Annotated in this window: 19 protein-coding genes; 17 read left to right on the top strand and 2 right to left on the bottom strand. The window is 47.4% G+C overall.

Annotation, left to right across the window (positions count from 1 at the left end):
* Window positions 1–99 precede the first annotated feature (99 nt).
* The 3 genes from queD (at window position 100) to BM181_RS07320 (ending at window position 2362) form a co-directional block, all read left to right on the top strand.
* Window positions 100–477: a 6-carboxytetrahydropterin synthase QueD gene (gene queD / locus BM181_RS07330; protein WP_075443446.1), complete on the top strand. Its 378-nt coding sequence runs from the start codon at window positions 100–102 to the stop codon at window positions 475–477.
* Window positions 478–480: 3 nt separating this feature from the next.
* A complete protein-coding gene (locus BM181_RS07325; protein ID WP_075443444.1) occupies window positions 481–1212 on the top strand; it encodes a 7-carboxy-7-deazaguanine synthase QueE in 732 nt (243 codons plus the stop codon).
* A 268-nt stretch (window positions 1213–1480) separates the two neighbouring features.
* A complete protein-coding gene (locus BM181_RS07320; RefSeq protein ID WP_075443442.1) occupies window positions 1481–2362 on the top strand; it encodes an Rpn family recombination-promoting nuclease/putative transposase in 882 nt (293 codons plus the stop codon).
* Between the two features lie 412 nt (window positions 2363–2774).
* On the opposite strand, the gene BM181_RS07310 is transcribed toward BM181_RS07320, so the two are convergent.
* Window positions 2775–3119 carry a helix-turn-helix domain-containing protein gene (locus tag BM181_RS07310; RefSeq protein WP_075443438.1) on the bottom strand — a complete coding sequence of 115 codons (345 nt, stop codon included), beginning with the start codon at window positions 3117–3119 and terminating at the stop codon, window positions 2775–2777.
* Window positions 3120–3554: 435 nt separating this feature from the next.
* On the opposite strand from BM181_RS07310, the gene BM181_RS07305 reads away from it, so the two are divergent.
* The 5 genes from BM181_RS07305 to BM181_RS07290 are packed head-to-tail and all read left to right on the top strand — an operon-like array spanning window position 3555 to window position 5937.
* Window positions 3555–3944 carry a helix-turn-helix domain-containing protein gene (locus BM181_RS07305; RefSeq protein WP_075443436.1) on the top strand — a complete coding sequence of 130 codons (390 nt, stop codon included), beginning with the start codon at window positions 3555–3557 and terminating at the stop codon, window positions 3942–3944.
* Between the two features lie 41 nt (window positions 3945–3985).
* The gene (locus BM181_RS15290; protein WP_177207179.1) at window positions 3986–4225 is read left to right on the top strand and encodes a hypothetical protein; all 240 of its coding nucleotides are present in this window, start codon (window positions 3986–3988) and stop codon (window positions 4223–4225) included.
* Entirely contained in the window at window positions 4176–4694 is a 519-nt protein-coding gene (locus tag BM181_RS07300) for a hypothetical protein (protein ID WP_075443434.1), read from the top strand. Before BM181_RS15290 ends, BM181_RS07300 begins: the two co-directional genes overlap by 50 nt.
* Complete coding sequence (locus tag BM181_RS07295; protein WP_075443432.1) at window positions 4684–5367, top strand: hypothetical protein; 684 nt, start codon at window positions 4684–4686, stop codon at window positions 5365–5367. The genes BM181_RS07300 and BM181_RS07295 overlap by 11 nt, the downstream gene beginning before the upstream one ends.
* A 12-nt stretch (window positions 5368–5379) precedes the next feature.
* The gene (locus BM181_RS07290) at window positions 5380–5937 is read left to right on the top strand and encodes an N-acetylmuramoyl-L-alanine amidase family protein (protein WP_075443430.1); all 558 of its coding nucleotides are present in this window, start codon (window positions 5380–5382) and stop codon (window positions 5935–5937) included.
* Between the two features lie 51 nt (window positions 5938–5988).
* Here the strand turns inward: BM181_RS07290 and BM181_RS07285 are convergent, their stop codons facing one another.
* Complete coding sequence (locus tag BM181_RS07285) at window positions 5989–6993, bottom strand: PDDEXK nuclease domain-containing protein (RefSeq protein WP_075443428.1); 1005 nt, start codon at window positions 6991–6993, stop codon at window positions 5989–5991.
* A gap of 304 nt (window positions 6994–7297) precedes the next feature.
* Here BM181_RS07285 and BM181_RS07280 point away from each other — a divergent pair, with 304 nt between their 5' ends.
* From BM181_RS07280 to BM181_RS07240, 9 genes are all read left to right on the top strand, one after another.
* Window positions 7298–7495 carry a hypothetical protein gene (locus BM181_RS07280; protein WP_075443426.1) on the top strand — a complete coding sequence of 66 codons (198 nt, stop codon included), beginning with the start codon at window positions 7298–7300 and terminating at the stop codon, window positions 7493–7495.
* A complete protein-coding gene (locus BM181_RS07275) occupies window positions 7485–8168 on the top strand; it encodes a hypothetical protein (protein ID WP_075443424.1) in 684 nt (227 codons plus the stop codon). Before BM181_RS07280 ends, BM181_RS07275 begins: the two co-directional genes overlap by 11 nt.
* A gap of 11 nt (window positions 8169–8179) precedes the next feature.
* Window positions 8180–8740, top strand: a complete 561-nt coding sequence (locus BM181_RS07270) for an N-acetylmuramoyl-L-alanine amidase family protein (RefSeq protein WP_075443422.1) — start codon at window positions 8180–8182, stop codon at window positions 8738–8740.
* A gap of 715 nt (window positions 8741–9455) precedes the next feature.
* A complete protein-coding gene (locus BM181_RS07265; RefSeq protein WP_075443420.1) occupies window positions 9456–9809 on the top strand; it encodes an N-acetylmuramoyl-L-alanine amidase family protein in 354 nt (117 codons plus the stop codon).
* Window positions 9810–10050: 241 nt separating this feature from the next.
* Entirely contained in the window at window positions 10051–10272 is a 222-nt protein-coding gene (locus BM181_RS07260) for a helix-turn-helix domain-containing protein (protein WP_075443418.1), read from the top strand.
* A complete protein-coding gene (locus BM181_RS07255; RefSeq protein ID WP_075443416.1) occupies window positions 10265–11356 on the top strand; it encodes a DNA cytosine methyltransferase in 1092 nt (363 codons plus the stop codon). Before BM181_RS07260 ends, BM181_RS07255 begins: the two co-directional genes overlap by 8 nt.
* The gene (locus tag BM181_RS07250; protein ID WP_075443414.1) at window positions 11356–12396 is read left to right on the top strand and encodes a DNA cytosine methyltransferase; all 1041 of its coding nucleotides are present in this window, start codon (window positions 11356–11358) and stop codon (window positions 12394–12396) included. Before BM181_RS07255 ends, BM181_RS07250 begins: the two co-directional genes overlap by 1 nt.
* A gap of 15 nt (window positions 12397–12411) precedes the next feature.
* Window positions 12412–13200: a hypothetical protein gene (locus BM181_RS07245; RefSeq protein WP_075443412.1), complete on the top strand. Its 789-nt coding sequence runs from the start codon at window positions 12412–12414 to the stop codon at window positions 13198–13200.
* A gap of 10 nt (window positions 13201–13210) precedes the next feature.
* Complete coding sequence (locus BM181_RS07240; RefSeq protein ID WP_075443410.1) at window positions 13211–14254, top strand: McrB family protein; 1044 nt, start codon at window positions 13211–13213, stop codon at window positions 14252–14254.
* The last annotated feature ends 1 nt before the right edge of the window (window position 14255 follow it).

Raw genomic sequence — 14255 nt, 5'->3', positions numbered from 1 at the left:
TGCGTTGAAATGCCAAGCGGAAGTTTTGCCTGCGGCAAGATAGGAACAACGGCGTTATAATATATTTTTGTTTGTTAGACGAGGAGTGAGTTTTTTTATATGTATACGTTAAAAGTTGAAGGTGCTTTTGAAGCTGCCCATATGGTCAATGGCTATCCGGGCAAATGCGCACGGCTGCATGGCCATAACTGGGTGGTCGAGGCAGTGGTAAAGGGCCGTGAGCTTGATGAGCTCGGCATGCTCGTGGACTTCAAGATCATCAAAAAGGCGCTCAAGGAGACGCTTGAGCGCTATGACCACCGCTATCTCAATGAGCTGGAGCCGTTTGCCGGCGGCGTGAATCCGACGGCAGAAAACCTGGCCCGCATCATCTTCGAGGAGCTGGCAGGGCATGAATGCTTTGTGCGTGATAGCGAGCTTCATGCGATCACGGTTTTCGAGTCGCCGAAATCCAGCGTCACCTATACGAAGGACTGAGCCATGAAAGAGAATCTGATTGAAATTTTCTCGTCCATCCAGGGCGAGGGTAAATACGTCGGCTGCCGCCAGGTATTTGTGCGGTTTGAGGGCTGCAACCTCGACTGCCGCTACTGCGATACGGAAAATACGCCGGGCAGCCATGCGCAGTGCGAGGTCGAGACCTATGCGGGCAGCCGTGAATTCGCGAAGCTGCCGAATCCGCGCTCGGTGGAGCAGGTGGCCATCGAAATCAACCGCCTGTGCCAGGAAGTCCCGCATCAAGCCGTGAGCTTCACGGGCGGAGAACCGCTGCTGCATGCCGCCTTCATCCGTGAATTGGCAAAAAAAATAACGGTGCCGGTGTTCCTCGAAACGAACGGCACCCTGCCCGAGCAGCTCGCAGGTATCCTCGATGCAGTCGACATCATCAGCATGGACATCAAGCTGCCGAGCATCATCCGCACCCCGCAGTGGGAGGCACATAGGCACTTCATCGAAGTGGCCAAAGCGAAAGACCTGTATATAAAGCTGGTCGTGGGCGAGGAAACCACGGAAGAAGAATTCCGCCAGGCAATCGACCTCGTGGCGGACACCGCACCGGAAACACTCTTCATCATCCAGCCCGTGACCCCATACGGCGGCTGCAAAGCCGCCAGCCCCGAAAAGATCCTGATCTGCCAGAACTACGCCCTGTCCAAGCTCAAGGACGTCCGCGTAATCCCGCAGACCCATAAAATGATCGGGCAGATTTGATTGCTGATCCTGCATAAAGCAATACGAATACATGACAAAGGAGCGCTAGAATAATACTAGTGCTCCTTTGTCGTCGTAGGCCCAGCTGCTTAGGCTGTTCCATGGTTAGAGGTTGCGGCAAGATATAGTATAGCACAAATCCAGCAGGGCAGCGCCATGCTGGCCATAGATTACGGTGGCCAGAGGGGGACGGCCTGCTTACAGGAAAATCTTGCCTTTTCGGGGGCAAAGTCATAGAATATAATTAAGTAGCACAGGAGGAATAATCATGGCAGGATTTCGCATCAATCGGACAAATGACGCGGTATTCAAGGCGGTTTTTGCCAAGCACCCTCAGATAACCATATCTTTGATTAACGCCTTTTTCGAGTTTCAAGGCACGGAGCTTATCCAAGACATTGAGTTTATCGACCGGGAAATGGACGCGGACGAATACGAGGGCAAGGAATCACGGCTGGATATTTTAGGCCGCACGGCTTCCGGTACCAAGGTCAATATCGAAATGCAGGTCAATGCTTTGGCCGCCATGGGCGAGCGTTCCGTTTACTACTGGGCGCGAAACTACGCCGACCTCAAGCGGGGCGAGGAATACGACCAGTTAAATCGCACCGTGGCCATCAACATTTTGGGCTTTAACCTGTTTGACGCGGGTAAATACCCGGATATGCACAGCTGCTTTGGCATTTATGACGTCAAAACCGGCTGCCAGCTGACGGATAAGCTGGAGATACATTTCCTTGAACTGCCGAAATTCAAGGCTAGAAGTGTAAAAGATATGAACCGCATGGAGAAATGGGCGGCCTATTTCTCTCCCAGCACTCCGGACGAGGAGCTGGCGGAAATCGCGGCAAGCGAGGCCGCAATCCAAGAGGCAATGGAGGTGGAAGACGTGTTCACTAAGGACGAAGTGGCCAAGCGGTCTTATGAGAAAGCAGAAAAATTCCGCCGTGACCAGGCGGCGCAGCTAAGATATGCAGCAGAAGAAGGCCGCAAGGAAGGCCGGGAAGAAGGCTTGAAAGAAGGCATCAAGGCCATGATTACCACATTAAAAGAGATGGATGTGGATAAGAAAACCACTATCGACAAGATTATGACACGTTTTAATCTCAAACTGAATGTGGCGCAGGGATATGTAGAGGCAAACTGGTAATAGGCAAAACGCAAAGCGGGTAGTTGATCGGGCTAATTTGCTTTTTCCGTTCCTGAAAAAGCGTAAATCGCATAATCCCTTGTCAGCAAAGGCACCATGGAGTTTTCCGTGGTGCCTTTTTGTATTGCTTTTCTGTGAGCAGCTGCGGATTGTTTTTCATCCCTTTGACATGTCAAAAAGTTTCGGAAGCGATGGTTTTGCTTGTGGATAAATCTGTGGATTTCCTGTGCGTAATTTGTGTATAGTTTTTTGTCCAGCTTGGTTTGCGGGCAGGTATGCTGGAAAGGTTTCGGGTCTTTCTGCGGATATATCAGGCCCGCAAGGGGGCTGTCCTTCCTTGTGCCTGCTGGAGCCGCGACGGCTCTAATACATAGATAAGACAAAGATAAATACTTTCTTTAGTAGTACGGGGTCATTTTTTTTCCAGCATGTCCTCGATGAGGGCCAGAACGATCCGCTGGCTTTTTTCGGGCAGGCTTTGCATGCGCTCAACCAGCCGCTCGGTGGCATCCTGTTTGGAAATGCCAAGCAGGTAGTCGGCGCTGACGCCAAAGAATCCGGCAAGGACAGGGATTTGTGCCAAAGGTGGCAGGGCCCGGCCCTGTTCCCAGTTGGAGTATGAGGGAACGGCAATGCCGCAGAGTTTGGCCATATCGCTTTGGCGCAGGCCTTTGCCTTCACGGAGTTCCTTCAGACGTTTGCTGAAGGTTCCGTTGAGGCTTGTTGTTTCTGTCACTTTCGGTGTTTTATCAGTCAAAATCTATACACCTCCTTTTAGCCATATTTTACCATAAAGCAGTATAAAAAGCTATAATACAATAACAAATAGCATAAAATGCTAGACAATAAGATGCGATAGTGCTATGATAATAGCAGATAAAGCTAAAGAGAAGGTTCTACTACGTAAAAACTGCTATAAAGGCGGCTTATTCTGCAAAGCTGCCGGCAAAATCTGACGAGTGAACATTTGACCTGTCAAATTTGACAAGTCAAGTGAAAGGGGAGATTGACTTGTCAATTGCTGCGGTTTGTCAGCTGGTAGTGGACGGATAGCTTTAACGATTTGAGGAAAGGTGTGATGCTATTTGACGGCGAGAAAAATCTTGCGCACGGTCAACAAGTACATGATCCATCGGCGGGCGGCTGACAAGCGGCTGGAAAAGCAGGCTGGTCATGCCGGGGCCGCCAGCTGATGGATACGCTCGGGGGCTGGCTCAACGAAATCCGTTTCTTCTATAAGCGGCAGGTGATGCTGCCATTGTCGCCACATGCGCAGGCGCTCTGGCATTATCTGATGTGGCGGGCCAATAATGTGTTTTGGCAGTTTCCGCTGCGGCTGTCGCTTGCTGAGATCGCCGGCGGCACGAAGATGAGTGCGTCGATGGTGAAACGGGCGCGGGCTGAGCTTACGAAGGGCGGATATATCCTGCATGAGGCGTTTGGGGGGAATAAACCCGCAGGGTACTGGGTTTTGTCGTGTATAAAGCCGGGGATGTTACTGGCCCCGAAGGGGAAATTACAAGACCCGAAGGATATCGGGAAACACAATACGCGAAGCGATTTGCAGGCGGGAGGTGAATGATGCCGGATGGTTCGGTCGAGTGAAAGCGGGGATTGGAGAATATGAGTTTTTCAGAAGGCACGGCAACAATTACGGGAGCAGATGAAGTCGAAAGCTATATTTTGCTATGTATGCAAGAATCGCCATGGCAGTTCGAGCTTATGGATCATGGTGCGGGTATCGGTTCGCGATGCCTTGCGTACATAGCACCTGAGAGACAGTTCATGTCGATGGAGAATGAAGGGGATCGTTATGACGGGATTGACAAGTCAGAAAGCAGAGAAGCAGAGTGCCATCATTGAGGTGCGGTTCAACAGCCTGCAGATGCTGGCAATCGACAGGGCCTTGGGGAAGGCCGCAGGGTGTTTTCCGATGGCGCAGGAATGGTATCAGCTGAATCTCGCGCACCATGCAGAGCTTGCCCGGGGACGGTCGGTGCTGCTGACGTTTCCGGCACAGCTCGGGGTGATGCCACGGCTGCATGGTCAGCTGCCCGATTGTCATGCTGAGTGGCTGCCGGTAATCATCAAGGCACTGCGGGCGCATAGGGGGACAATCCTGCTTGCTGAGGTCATGACAGGGCTGTATGAGGCGGTTGCCTGGGGCTTTGCCCAGGAGCTCTATGCGTTGGACGGGATATTCGATGTAGCGACTATGGCAGGGCGTCAGCGGCTTTTGGCCCGCCGCAGCGTGATGGAGCGCCTGCACGGACTGCCGTCTGCGTATTCGGATGTGCAGGCAGCGCTGGAGGCGATGCGTCATGGATGCTAAATTGACGGATAAAGCGGAAAGACTCTATGCGTGCATCCAAAAGAAAGGCGGCGGCGCCATCGAAGAATGGTGGCTGCGCGACCAGACGGGCCTTTCCCATGGTTCGTTCTGCGCCGCCCGCAAGGAGCTCGTGGCGGCGGGGCTGCTGGTGCTGGGCAAGGATATACGCAAGACGACGTATGAAGTGCGGGATTTGACCGCTAAGAAGGCAGAGAAGGCGGATTTGACTTGTCAGACAGGGCGGAAGAACGTGCTGACAAGTCAGCCGGAGGCATGTGATGTTTTGACAAGTCAAAAACAGGACACGCAGGAAAAGGCGCAGGCGGTAGAGCATTTGCCGCCCGCCGCGCCTGCTGAAAGGGGGCCCTGCGCTGCTTTTTCGGAGCCGGTGCGGCAGGCAGACGGTCTTTCTGTGGAAACCGTGCAGGAGCCTGAGCCAAAGCAAGCGGCACGGGGCGGCGACTTCTTCTTTGCGTCGCCCATGCCCCATGTGGCGGGGACGTTCTTTGACTTTGACGAATGGACGGATGCGCTGATGAATGCGCTCGGGGAATGCCTCGATATCAGCGAAAGCCTCGTGGAGGAGGGCACGTATACTGTCTATTCCCATGATTTTGAGAGCGAAGATACTTATCACACGGAAACGACAAGTAAGGGTTTTATCGTAAACTGAGGAGGGAGCTGTATGCGTGTCTTTTTGAATCCAGGTCATTCGCTGGGCGGTAATCCCGACCCTGGCTGTGTCAATCCGCGATGCCGTTTGCGCGAGTGTGACTTGGCCATAACCTATGGCAGCCTTTGCGGTAAATATCTGGAGGCGGCAGGCTGTGAGGTAAGTCTCCTGCAGAGCCATAACCTGGCCGGCGAAAGCCCTGAGTATCCCTGTGTCGTGGCGGCGGCCAATGCGTGGGAAGCGGATGTTTTTGTCAGCATCCACGTCAACGCGGGCGGCGGCCGCGGGGCGGAAACCTACTGCTATAACCTTGGCGGTAAAGGCGAACGGCTGGCTCACTGCATCCAGAACCAGCTCGTAGCCGCCATCCAGCCCATCGACCAGGGCTACCGCGACCGCGGCGTCATGGAGCACCCGACATTCTGCGTGCTGCGGAATACCAATATGCCTGCCGTACTCGTGGAGGTGGGATTCATCGACAGTGACGACGTGGGCGTGCTGACGCTGCACGGCGATGAAATCGCAAGGGCGCTGGCTAGAGGGATTACGGATTATTGGCAGGATATGTGAATAGCTATACAAAAAGTGCAGACACCGTCTGCACTTTTTGTATATCAGTATTTACTTGTTAAAGTCTGCCCCGGTGGGGAGTTGGGTTTTCAAGTCTTCCGGCAGTTCCTGTGTCAGACGGTATTCGCTGACGCCCATCGGTTTGCTCATGTCTCTTAGCGAATATTCCGCTACTACGTTATTTTTGTTTTTGCAAAGAATGAGGCCGATAGAAGGATTGTCCCATTCGTGGCGAAGCTGGCTATCCACTGCAGATAAGTAGAAATTTAACTGACCAGCATACTCTGGCTTGAAGTCGCCAGTTTTTAGTTCGATGACAAAATAGCACCGCAGATTCAGATTATAGAACAAGAGGTCAATGAAGAAATCATCGCCGCCCACATTCAGATGGTACTGTTGCCCGACAAAGGCAAATCCCTTGCCTAGCTCCAACATGGTCTTGGTTACATCTTTGACGAGTGCATTTTCGATGTCCCGTTCTAGCATATCCTCCCGTATTTCGATGAAGTCAAAAAGATACGGATCTTTCATGGTGTCCTTGGCCAGTTCACTTTGGGGATTGGGCAAAAGCTGGGAAAAATTGCTTATCTTTGGCGCCATTTTTTGCCGTTCGTATAGTTTTCCTTCAATTTGATGTGTTAAAACATTTTTTGACCAGCCGTTTTCGATCGCTTTATGGGCATACCATAAGCGTTGTCCCTTATCCTTGACTTTTTCTATTAGGACAATATTGTGTGACCAAGGTAATTCTGCAGACACTGTCTGCAGAATCTTTTTATCTGTTATCTCAGCAAATTTCTTCATATACCACAGGTTGCGTACAGAAAACCCTTTTAATTTTGGAAAATCGCGTTTGATTTCTGCGGCCAGACTTTCTACAAAAGAGTTGCCATAGGCAGCATTTTCGTTTAACAGCGTGCCAATCTGCCAGTAAAGTATAATAAGCTGGCTGTTGGCTTGCAGAATGGTTTTATACTGTGCCTGCCGGATTTGCTCCTTTATGGTATTTATAAGCTGTAATTGCTCAGCGTTTGATACAATGTTATCTTGTTTCATTGGTAACGTTCAATCTCCTTATGATAGATACAGACGCCCATTCAAGGCAATCGCTTGGTATATAGCCTATTATATTGTCAGTGCATATTTTCCGCAATACTTTGTTCGTTGTTTTTATAGTAAAGGGGGAGCCCGATGTTTATTTAAAGAAAAATGCCTAGAGCCGTGCAGCTCTAGGCATTTTTCTTTTCAGCATGTATAACAGGCTTATTCTGGCTTAATGCCAAACCGATAGAAAGCTTCCCTTAACCACTCTTTTTTAGCCATATTTTACCATAAAGCAGTAATCCTGCTCGCTAAGGTCATGACAGGACTGTATGAGGCGGTTGCCTGGGGCTTTGCCCAGGAGCTCTATGCGTTGGACGGGATATTCGATGTAGCGACTATGGCAGGGCGCCAGCGGCTTTTGGCCCGCCGCAGCGTGATGGAGCGCCTGCACGGATTGCCGCCCGAGTATTCGGATGCGAAGACGGCGATGGAGGCAATGTGCCATGGCTATTAATCTTTCGGGGAAAGCGGAAAAACTCTATGCGTGCATCCAAAAGAAAGGCGGCGGTGCCATCGAGGAATGGTGGCTGCGCGACCAGACGGGCCTTTCCCATGGCTCGTTCTGCGCCGCCCGCAAGGAGCTCGTGGCGGCAGGCTTGCTGGTGCTGGGCAAGGATGTACGCAAGACGACGTATGAAGTGCGGGCTTTGACCGCTAAAAAGGCAGAGGGGGCGGATTTGACTTGTCAGACAGGGGAAAAGGACGTGCTGACAAGTCAGCCGGAGGCATGTGATGTTTTGACAAGTCAAAAACAGGACACGCAGGAAAAGGCGCAGGCGGCAGAGCATTTGCCGCCCGCCGCGCCTGCTGAAAGGGGGCCTTGCGCTGCTTTTTCGGAGCCGGTGCGGCAGGCAGACGGGCTTTCTGTGGAAACCGTGCAGGAGCCTGAGCCAAAGCAAGCGGCATGGGGCGGCGACTTCTTCTTTGCGTCGCCCATGCCCCATGTGGCAGGGACGTTCTTTGACTTTGACGAGTGGACAGATGCGCTGATGAACGCGCTCAGGGAATGCCTCGATATCAGCGAAAGCCTCGTGGAGGAGGGCACGTACACCGTCTATTCCCATGATTTTGAGAGTGAGGACACCTATCATACGGAAACGACAAGTGAGGGCTTTATCGTGAACTGAGGGGGAAGAATATGCGTGTGTTTATCAATCCCGGCCATGCGCTGGGCGGAAATCCCGACCCTGGCTGCGTGAATCCCGCCATTCATCTGCGGGAGTGCGATCTGGCCATAACCTATGGCAGCCTGTGCGGTAAATATCTGGAGGCGGCAGGCTGTGAGGTAAGTCTCCTGCAGAGCCATAACTTGGCCGGTGAAAGCCCAGGGTATCCCTGTGTCGTGGAGGCGGCCAATGCGTGGGAAGCGGATGTTTTTGTCAGCATCCACGTCAACGCGGGCGGCGGCCGCGGCCCCGAGACGTACTGCTATAGCAAAGAGGGCGCGGGCGGCAGGCTCGCAGGCTGCATCCAAAACCAGCTGCTTTGGGGGCTTTGTCCGTATGACCGTGGCTATATCGATCGCGGCGTCAAGGCACATCCAAGTTTCTGCGTGCTGCGGAATACCAATATGCCAGCCGTGCTCGTGGAGGTGGGCTTTATCGACAGTGACGACGTGGGCGTGCTGACGCTGCACGGCGATGAAATCGCAAGGGCGCTGGCTAGAGGGGTGACGGATTACTGGCAGAGGAGTAGTTAAAAGAAAAGCAGCCGGGGGGAACGTATCGGTCAATCCGGCTGCTTTTCTTGTTTTTGGGTAGTTTTTGAAAGGGCGTGATTTTTACATCTAAAACATTATATACGGTCTGATTTTGCAAGTAGCGATAATTCGTTGTGCAAAAAAACGACATAGGAACGTATTGATTATCCTGTGCATCACGGCCAAGTTCCTTTACAAGGAATAGATATAGATATTCCAGTCCTTCCTGGCTGTACATCAGATAATCCGCCTCAATCAGGGGGCCTGCACGTTTGGGATTGAATTCTCCAAAGAAAAATGCCTAGAGCCGGATAGCTCTAGGCAATCAAATCATGTTGGCATTTTTCTTTTCAGCATGCATGACATGCCTATTCAAGTTCTGGCTTAATGCACAAACCGATAGAAAGCTTCCCTTAACCACTCCCTTGACCAAGCGGCTAAGCTCATAAGCACCGGAAGGGATAGCCCTTTCCTTACTTAGAATATAGCATAGCTATCTATATGCGTCAAGTTTTTTCTAACAAACAATACGTTTGGAGGAAATTTTTCTCTCCGCCTATATCAACATGGGCGCTACGCGATGGAGGACGGATTACTGGCAGGGGGAGTGGAGAAAAAGAGGCTATGAAATAACATAGCAAAAAGGCGATTCGCAGACCCTTGTGTCAGTGAATCGCCTTTTATTAGGGGCTGTGCATCTTTAAAGCCCATCAAAATGATACTTATCTTTTTGAACCCAGGTCATTCGCTGGGCGGTAATCCCGATCCTGGCTGTGTCAATCCGCGATGCCGTTTGCGCGAGTGTGACTTGGCCATAACCTATGGCAGCCTTTGCGGTAAATATCTGGAGGCGGCAGGCTGTGAGGTAAGTCTCCTGCAGAGCCATAACCTGGCCGGCGAAAGCCCTGAGTATCCCTGTGTCGTGGCGGCGGCCAATGCGTGGGAAGCGGATGTTTTTGTCAGCATCCACGTCAATGCGGGCGGCGGCCGCGGGGGCGGAAACCTTCTGCTACTGGCAACACGGCGAAGGCGGGCGGCTGGCCGCCTGCATCCCAAAGCAGCTCATTGACACCATCCAGCCCTTCGACAAGGGCTATGCCGACCGGGGCGTTAAGGAACGCAAAGGCCGTGGCGTTGGGCATTATGAATTACTGGAAAACCGTGTAATCCATCTTCGTATGACAATGTGTTTCACATGTCATTTTCCAACATTTTATAGCGATATCTGATAAAAAATTATTAGATATCGCTATTTTTAGGTTGCTATTTGATTACAAATTCGGTATAATTTCCACTCGGGAGGGATACCGATGAATCACCTTTGCTATAAAAAACTGATGAAATTATTAGTAGATCGTGAAATTAAACAAAAAGAGCTTTGTCAATTGGCAGACATTAGTACCTCTACTATGGCGAAGCTCAAGAGAAAAGAAAATGTAAATACAGAAGTCTTAGTAAAGATATGTGCTGCGCTCCATTGCGATATAGCAGATATCTGTGAAATAGAAACGGAGGACATGAAAGATGTATAAGGTAGTCGATCTCTTTTGCGGATGCGGCGGACTTAGCGAAGGGTTTAAACTGTCGGGATATCAGATTGTCGGCGGTGTGGATTTCAACCAGCCAGCTATTGACACATTTAACCTTAATTTCAAAGGTGCCACCGGATATTGCGGTGACTTATCTGAAATGGATAAGGAAAAAATCACTGAGGTCTTTGGTGATATCACAGATATTGATATTATTATTGGCGGCCCCCCTTGTCAGGGCTTTTCTTCAGCCAATCGCTGGCAGAACGAACAGGATGATCCCCGTAATCGATTATTTTTTGAATTTGTAAAGTTTGTTGATATGGCTAATCCCAAAGCCATAGTTATTGAAAATGTACAGGGGATAATTACAAGAAATAACGGGTATGCCAAAAAGCGTATCTATGAAATTTTTGAAAGCAGAGGCTATTCTGTGAACCACTGCATCCTCAACGCAGCCGACTATGGCGTCCCACAATACCGTAAACGAAATTTCTTTGTAATACTAAAAGGTAGTCGTAAATTTGATTTTAACAAATTAAAAAAGGTTGATAAACCTGTAACTGTTGAGGAAGCTATCGGAGAATTATATAATTTTGAGTCGCATAATTCAAACGCCCCATTATTCCTTGATAATGCTCCTTTGACTCCTTATCAGAAATATCTAAGAAACAAAAACGATACTATTCTCAATCACGAGGTAAAATATCCAGCAGAGAAGGTACAGGAGCGTATTTCTCACGTTCCACAGGGTGGCAACTGGCGTGATGTTCCTGCAGAGCTATGGCCCAGCAATCGCCAAAACCGACATTCCTCTGCCTACAAACGCTTAGATCCCTCTGATCGGTCCTGTACCATTGACACTGGCAATGCACATAGTAATTATTTTCACCCCTTATATAATAGGATACCAACGCCACGTGAAGCAGCAAGATTACAGTCTTTTCCGGATGATTTTGTGTTTAACAGTAACCGGGGGAACAATTATCGGCAGATTGGCAATGCTGTTCCCCCGCTACTTGCCAAAGCAATTGCAGATGCTTTAAAACCAGAAATAAAAAAAATAGAAGAGGATATTAACGAGTAATGAAGAATAGAAATAAAATAGTAGATCTTTTTTGTGGTTGTGGAGGTCTGAGTCGTGGCTTTGAAATGGCAGGCTTTGAAGTCGCCGCAGCAATTGATATGTGGAGTGATGCGGTTAATACTTATAACCATAATGCAAAGGGACATAAAGCGTATTGCGAGGATATTCATAATTGGGACAATACGTTTCTCGATCGTTTGAATGCAGACGGCAGTATCGTAGGTGTAATAGGCGGCCCTCCATGTCAGGGATATAGCACTGTCGGAACACGGGATATAAATGATCCTAGAAATCACTTATACCGTGAATACTGCCGCGTAGTTGAACATTTGAATCCAGATTTCTTTGTTATCGAGAATGTAAAAGGTCTAACGACCTTAGCAAAAGGTGCCTTTCGCGATGATATCATCCGTCGATTTGAAAAAATCGGCTATCATGTGAAATACCAAATCCTTAACGCTGCTGACTATGGCGTACCACAAAATCGTCATCGCGTTTTTTTTGTTGGAATGAAATCCGATAAATTCGATTTTGATGAAATTGAAAAGGTCGAACATATTGTTACAGCCAGTGAAGCAATTGGTGATCTTCCATCTCTGATCGGAGCCGAAAAAATCACAAAATACACGGCTGCACCACAGACTCCATATGAAAAAATGATCCGAGATGGTTCAACAACATTAATGAATCATGAAGGAACTAATCATAGCGATCAAACCCGCCACATCATCAGCCTTATAAAAGATGGCGGGAAAATAAAGGATCTTCCCGAAGAATATTGGAATGTACGCAAATATAATAAAGCCTTTGAACGAATGGGCAGCGACCGTCCGTCTAATACGGTGGATACAGGACATCGTAATTATTTCCACTATAAGGAAAACAGAATACCTTCAGTACGCGAAAATGCCAGACTACAGTCATTTCCTGATACTTTTGAAGTGCTTGGTTCAAAAACCAGCCAATACAAACAGATTGGGAATGCTGTTCCTCCATTATTAGCATACGCAGTTGCAAAAGAAATAAAAAAAACACTTTAAAGGCAGGGGGATAATATGGATATCATTGTTCGCAACACACCATCACCAGGTTCTTCGTTTACCCAGAATACTAAAAACAGTATTATTTCTTATTACGAATACTGTCAAGAACATATACATGAATCTGGTGCATTTAGGGATTACAGAAATTATGTATGTACAGAGAAAAATACCAATGCAAAAAATGATAGAACTATTTTCCCTTTGTTAAAAAATCTAGGTTTTATGATATATAATCCTCACGATATCATCAAGTATTCCAAACTATTTACTCCCAAAGGAATTGCGCTCGTTAAAACATTTATAATGGAACAGAAGCTGGAAGAAAAAAAAGATAGTCTCCCATCTGACAATTATTATGAATCAAAAAAACATATCAATAACGCTATTGAGGAATTGATATTTGATGGAATTTGGAACGCAATAAAAGAGCATCCTGAAATGACATATCGTGATGTGTTAATCCTTTCTATTCAATTTCTGTTGAAATATAACAGTTTTGACAAAGTTGAGTTTTGTTATATGTTGTATTGTTCACAAAACAACATCACTAATTACGCTGAATCAGAACAAATCATTCAACAGTATCGAGCTGGACATTTAGAAATAAATGTAAAATCAGATACATATGATAAAAAAACAGGCGATGCATCGCAAAGAAAAATTTCAGGAATAGACAGTATCACTTGTTATACATATATTGCCAATTTACTCAGTAATGCAGGAATTGTTGACAAAACAAATAAGAAGCGTTTCGAATTACGTAGTAGCAATAAAGAAAAAGCAGCAGCACTCATAGCATAGGAGAAACAATATGGACTACGAACATAATGATGATGTTTTACAGACTAATATTACGAAAGAACTTCAGGGCGTTGCAGACATTCTTAATCTAAATATACAAAGTCATAAAAAAAATACGAATAGTTATGGAGAAAAAAATGCTTCAAAAATAGATCGCCCTTATAATCGCATCATATTTGGTGCTCCTGGAACTGGGAAAAGCTACGAACTAAAAAAAGATCAGGAGAATTTTTTTCCTGATGAAGATTGTTTTGAACGCATCACATTTCATCCTGCTTATTCCTATGCGCAATTTTTTGGTTGTTATAAGCCAGTGGGAAAAGGGAATGATATTTCATATGAGTATATACCAGGCCCATTTCTTAGAGTATTGCTAAAAGCATTATCTAACCCTGAAAATAATTATTTACTGATTATTGAAGAGATAAATCGTGCTAATGTTGCAGCTGTGTTTGGTGATGTTTTTCAGCTCTTGGACAGAAAAAATGGAAAAAGTGAGTATCCAGTTGATATCAGCAATGAAGTGAAGGATTACATTGTTAAATATCAAAATGACAATAAGAAGATTAATCTTACCATGGGCGATAAACTTTATCTTCCTAGTAACTTCTATATATGGGCTACCATGAACTCTGCTGACCAAGGAGTTATGCCTTTGGACACCGCTTTTAAACGTAGATGGACTTTCAGCTATCGTCCTATCGATGCAGATGAAGATAAGGTTCACGACTTTAAAACAGAACTTTATCTAACCACTGGTGAACAACAAATTTTAGAGTGGAACAAAACGCGGCATATTATTAATAATTTACTGAGAAAAGCTCATGTTAATGAGGATAAATGGCTTGGCCCCTTTTTCCTTGCCACAGATATTTTAAAAGATCCAGACCTATTGCGACAAATGTTTGCCAGCAAGGTTTTGATGTATCTTTTTGAAGATGCAGCCAAATATGACATGCGAACTGTTTTCGGACAGGAATACCATGCTTATTCTGATCTTTTAAAAGACTATCAAGAAAACGGCTTGGCTATTTTCGCCTCAGAAGGTGATTAAA

This window comes from Pseudoselenomonas ruminantium, assembly GCF_900113715.1.
GTDB lineage: Bacteria > Bacillota > Negativicutes > Selenomonadales > Selenomonadaceae > Selenomonas_A > Selenomonas_A caprae.
Note: the sequence above shows the minus strand (reverse complement) of the source record. Positions and strands in the feature narration are given on the sequence as shown.

Coding starts and splice junctions, on each gene's coding strand:
- BM181_RS07305 (WP_075443436.1), top strand. CDS start 3,555: ATGGATACGCTCGGGGGCTGGCTCAACGAAATCCGTTTCTTCTATAAG.
- BM181_RS07245 (WP_075443412.1), top strand. CDS start 12,412: ATGGATATCATTGTTCGCAACACACCATCACCAGGTTCTTCGTTTACC.
- BM181_RS07295 (WP_075443432.1), top strand. CDS start 4,684: ATGGATGCTAAATTGACGGATAAAGCGGAAAGACTCTATGCGTGCATC.
- BM181_RS07240 (WP_075443410.1), top strand. CDS start 13,211: ATGGACTACGAACATAATGATGATGTTTTACAGACTAATATTACGAAA.
- BM181_RS15290 (WP_177207179.1), top strand. CDS start 3,986: ATGAGTTTTTCAGAAGGCACGGCAACAATTACGGGAGCAGATGAAGTC.
- BM181_RS07285 (WP_075443428.1), bottom strand. CDS start 6,993: ATGAAACAAGATAACATTGTATCAAACGCTGAGCAATTACAGCTTATA.
- BM181_RS07260 (WP_075443418.1), top strand. CDS start 10,051: ATGAATCACCTTTGCTATAAAAAACTGATGAAATTATTAGTAGATCGT.
- BM181_RS07270 (WP_075443422.1), top strand. CDS start 8,180: ATGCGTGTGTTTATCAATCCCGGCCATGCGCTGGGCGGAAATCCCGAC.
- queD (WP_075443446.1), top strand. CDS start 100: ATGTATACGTTAAAAGTTGAAGGTGCTTTTGAAGCTGCCCATATGGTC.
- BM181_RS07300 (WP_075443434.1), top strand. CDS start 4,176: ATGACGGGATTGACAAGTCAGAAAGCAGAGAAGCAGAGTGCCATCATT.
- BM181_RS07275 (WP_075443424.1), top strand. CDS start 7,485: ATGGCTATTAATCTTTCGGGGAAAGCGGAAAAACTCTATGCGTGCATC.
- BM181_RS07255 (WP_075443416.1), top strand. CDS start 10,265: ATGTATAAGGTAGTCGATCTCTTTTGCGGATGCGGCGGACTTAGCGAA.
- BM181_RS07290 (WP_075443430.1), top strand. CDS start 5,380: ATGCGTGTCTTTTTGAATCCAGGTCATTCGCTGGGCGGTAATCCCGAC.
- BM181_RS07250 (WP_075443414.1), top strand. CDS start 11,356: ATGAAGAATAGAAATAAAATAGTAGATCTTTTTTGTGGTTGTGGAGGT.
- BM181_RS07280 (WP_075443426.1), top strand. CDS start 7,298: ATGACAGGACTGTATGAGGCGGTTGCCTGGGGCTTTGCCCAGGAGCTC.
- BM181_RS07320 (WP_075443442.1), top strand. CDS start 1,481: ATGGCAGGATTTCGCATCAATCGGACAAATGACGCGGTATTCAAGGCG.
- BM181_RS07325 (WP_075443444.1), top strand. CDS start 481: ATGAAAGAGAATCTGATTGAAATTTTCTCGTCCATCCAGGGCGAGGGT.
- BM181_RS07265 (WP_075443420.1), top strand. CDS start 9,456: ATGATACTTATCTTTTTGAACCCAGGTCATTCGCTGGGCGGTAATCCC.